A 2,903-nucleotide genomic window follows, 5' to 3' on the forward strand; every position below is an offset into this window, starting at 1 on the left:
CTTAAAGAGAACCCTTGTAGATATATCTTATTATTTGGATAAGAAATTAGAAATATTATCCATTTATAATTCTGAAATAGGGGAACATCCCTTTCCAAGAAGTATTGAAAGTGTTAAGAGCCTAGCCATATACCGAGGAAGTCAGTGCAATTGTAAATATGCAGAAAGTTTTATTTTGTTAAAAGAAATCTTATAAAAAGGTTAGAAATAAAATTAAGAAGTGAATTAAGCACCACAATAACAGAAAATATCACCGGATTTTTAGTTGCAGAACACCAAATAATATGAAAATTAGGATATACTTTTGATATACTTTTTAAGTAGAAGAGAAAAAGATGGTAGTAAAAGATGATATAGTAGTAAAAGTTTTTTTTCAAAAGGCCAAATAACTTTTCCTAAAGAAAATCGGGAACAAACTAAATATAGAGGGAGGGTGATGTTCTGATACTTGAAAAGAAGAAAGATAAAATAGAGGTGAAAAAGGCTAAGACTATGAAGGATTTTTATGGATTTCTTAATTTATTCTTACACAATCAAGTATGTATTTCTATGGAAGAAGATATAGTATCAATTAGTGAAACACTACCGAATTCTGCAAAGGCTTTTCATCTTGGAATCTAAAAATAACCGGTGCGATATCAAAAAGGAACTCAAAAGAAATACCCTATACCTTAACAAACCACTTCTTAAACTTTTCGATCACCCTTACTCACCTTTAGCCTTTCTAGAACAAACTTTTTAATTTCCTCAACTATCTCTATAGCTTCTTTTGCTTCTTCAAGTGTCGGCTCTTCAACGAGCAGGGGACATCTGATATCTACCGCATAGTCTGTAAGTTTTTCTCCAATATCTATGAGATCAGCAAAACTACCATCAATTTTTGAAGCAAGAACAATTAGCTCACCCAAATCATGAGTTTTTGGGAATTCAACTTCTTTATAGGTTAAATAAGCTTTAAAATAATTTTCGGCACTCTGCTGAGCATGGAAACATACAGCATCGAGCGGTGAATTGGGTTTAATAGTAATTAGGTATCTCGCAGCTATTAAATCATTTTCTGCCTTTTTTATCCACGCCTTTACCAGTTCAATTTTGTCTTTCATAGAGAACCCTTCCCTTTCTCATAACAGATGTTATGAATGCCTGAGGAACATCCTTCCAATTTTTGACATCCTCCTTTGTAACCACAATTATATCTTTCGGTATGCGAAACTCCCTCAAGGCTTTTCTGATCTTAAGCCTCAGTGCTCTACGGGTGGATTCTAAATTGTCCACGATAACTAAAATATCGAGGTCGCTGTCTTTAGAAGGGCTCCCGTGGGCATAAGAACCGAAGAGAATTATCTTGACAGGATCGACCACTTTTCGTATTCGCTCAGCGATTTTCTCAAGAAGTTCATCATCTACCTTTTCAACCTCTATGAATTTCACCCTTTTACCTCCCCTGCAAGCCTCAAAGCATTGAGGTAGTACCCAATTTTTAGACCGTCCTCTTTTAGTTTTTAATCATACCACAGTACAACAGCTATGGCCACAATACACTTCATCCGGTGTTTTATACCCCAATGCCTGATCCTGGTCCAAAAATTGGGGATTACCTCGATATGCTTTTAGCCTGTCAAAGAGTTTTGGAATATACCAAAGATTCACTCTCAACAGGGAAAGTCTTTCCTTTGTCAATCCTTTTTATAAACACTGCTGGGACGAACTCAATAAGTGGATAAAAGACAAGAAAATTACCTCTCCCGACAACATGATTGCCAAACATTTTCTCAAGCTTTACAACTACTACTAGTGAGAAATAGAAAAAAAAAGATGTCCTAAGGCAAATAATTACAGACACATTACGGCAAACGAATGGTAGGACACAAGCATACAGTACTACAGTGACCACCTGCCTAACAACTACTACCTCACCGTGAAGAAAGAACACTCCTGCTGGGAGTACAGGATGCCCGAAGATTTTGCAAAGTATCTGAAACATAAGGACGTAGAGTACGTAAAAAAGATAAGAAGAAAGACAAGTCCCAAGAGGAGTTTATGTGATAAAAACAGATGGCGGTTTTAGTGGTGAAAACAGAAAGCGGTTTTAGGAGAAGAGAAATCCACTGTAGTGAAGCTTACTAACAATATCAAACGAATTTCATCGTGGTTCTTGTCAAGTATCTTGATTTTTATAACACTAACTGTTACATTGTAATGAAATCAAATCTTACGGAGATTAAACCACCAAAGAGCTATATAAGACAGGTCAATCCAGTAAGTCTCTAGCAAAAATCATAGTTAAGGTTCTAAGAAAACTCGATCAGCTAGACGCAGCAATTTCTTAAGTTTAAAAATGGAAATGCATGAAGTTCAAATAATAGATTATCATGACTAAAGGCGGGAAAAATATGGATAAAAGGAGCTTGAGCTTATTTCTGTTCGGGATAGGAAGAAGCCACCCACTTATCCTGGAAAAATATTGAGAGAAATACTGGAAGACGAAAATCTGACATGGGCAAGGCTGACAGAAGAAATAGAAGTAAGCTTTAAAGCAGAACGAGCTCATAAACGGAAAGGGAGGGACCACACCAGAGATGGCTTTGAAACTTTCAAAATGCTTTAAAACAACGCCGTTATTTTGGCTAAACTTGCAGGCTAACTACGACCTATGGAAAGCAGCTCGCAGGATAAAAGAAGTAGGAGCTTAAACGTTCTGGAGAAACTGAACGTCTGAGGATTTTGCAGAGTGTTTGAGAAACGAGAGCATTGAGTATACAAAAAGAAGAAAGAAGTGAGTATGTTATAAACAAAATTTTGAAGGACAGTTTAAAAATTGCCCTAAAATCTGTGCATTTAACTTGCAAATATTTATTCTGAATTGTATACATGAAAAGTGTAATGCAAAAAGGAGGTTTGCA

The 2,903-nt window shown here is 35.9% G+C and carries 3 protein-coding genes and 1 pseudogene; 2 read left to right on the forward strand and 2 right to left on the reverse strand.

The genetic code is table 11. The features are described from left to right. Window positions 1-196, forward strand: a pseudogene (locus tag MV676_RS07230) (PIG-L family deacetylase); the annotation flags it as partial. Window positions 197-686: 490 nt separating this feature from the next. Here the strand turns inward: MV676_RS07230 and MV676_RS07235 are convergent. Both MV676_RS07235 and MV676_RS07240 read right to left on the reverse strand, forming a co-directional pair. Next, window positions 687-1,103, reverse strand: coding sequence for a HEPN domain-containing protein (locus tag MV676_RS07235; protein WP_297446274.1), 417 nt, complete (start codon window positions 1,101-1,103; stop codon window positions 687-689). Beyond that, entirely contained in the window at window positions 1,087-1,431 is a 345-nt protein-coding gene (locus MV676_RS07240) for a nucleotidyltransferase domain-containing protein (protein ID WP_297446277.1), read from the reverse strand. Before MV676_RS07240 ends, MV676_RS07235 begins: the two co-directional genes overlap by 17 nt. Before the next feature lie 1,033 nt (window positions 1,432-2,464). On the opposite strand from MV676_RS07240, the gene MV676_RS07245 reads away from it, so the two are divergent. Further along, window positions 2,465-2,608, forward strand: coding sequence for a hypothetical protein (locus tag MV676_RS07245; RefSeq protein WP_297446280.1), 144 nt, complete (start codon window positions 2,465-2,467; stop codon window positions 2,606-2,608). Window positions 2,609-2,903: the final 295 nt, after the last annotated feature.

This window comes from Desulfurobacterium sp., from assembly GCF_027028515.1.
Lineage (GTDB): Bacteria > Aquificota > Aquificia > Desulfurobacteriales > Desulfurobacteriaceae > Desulfurobacterium_A.

Coding starts and splice junctions, on each gene's coding strand:
- MV676_RS07235 (WP_297446274.1), bottom strand. CDS start 1,103: ATGAAAGACAAAATTGAACTGGTAAAGGCGTGGATAAAAAAGGCAGAA.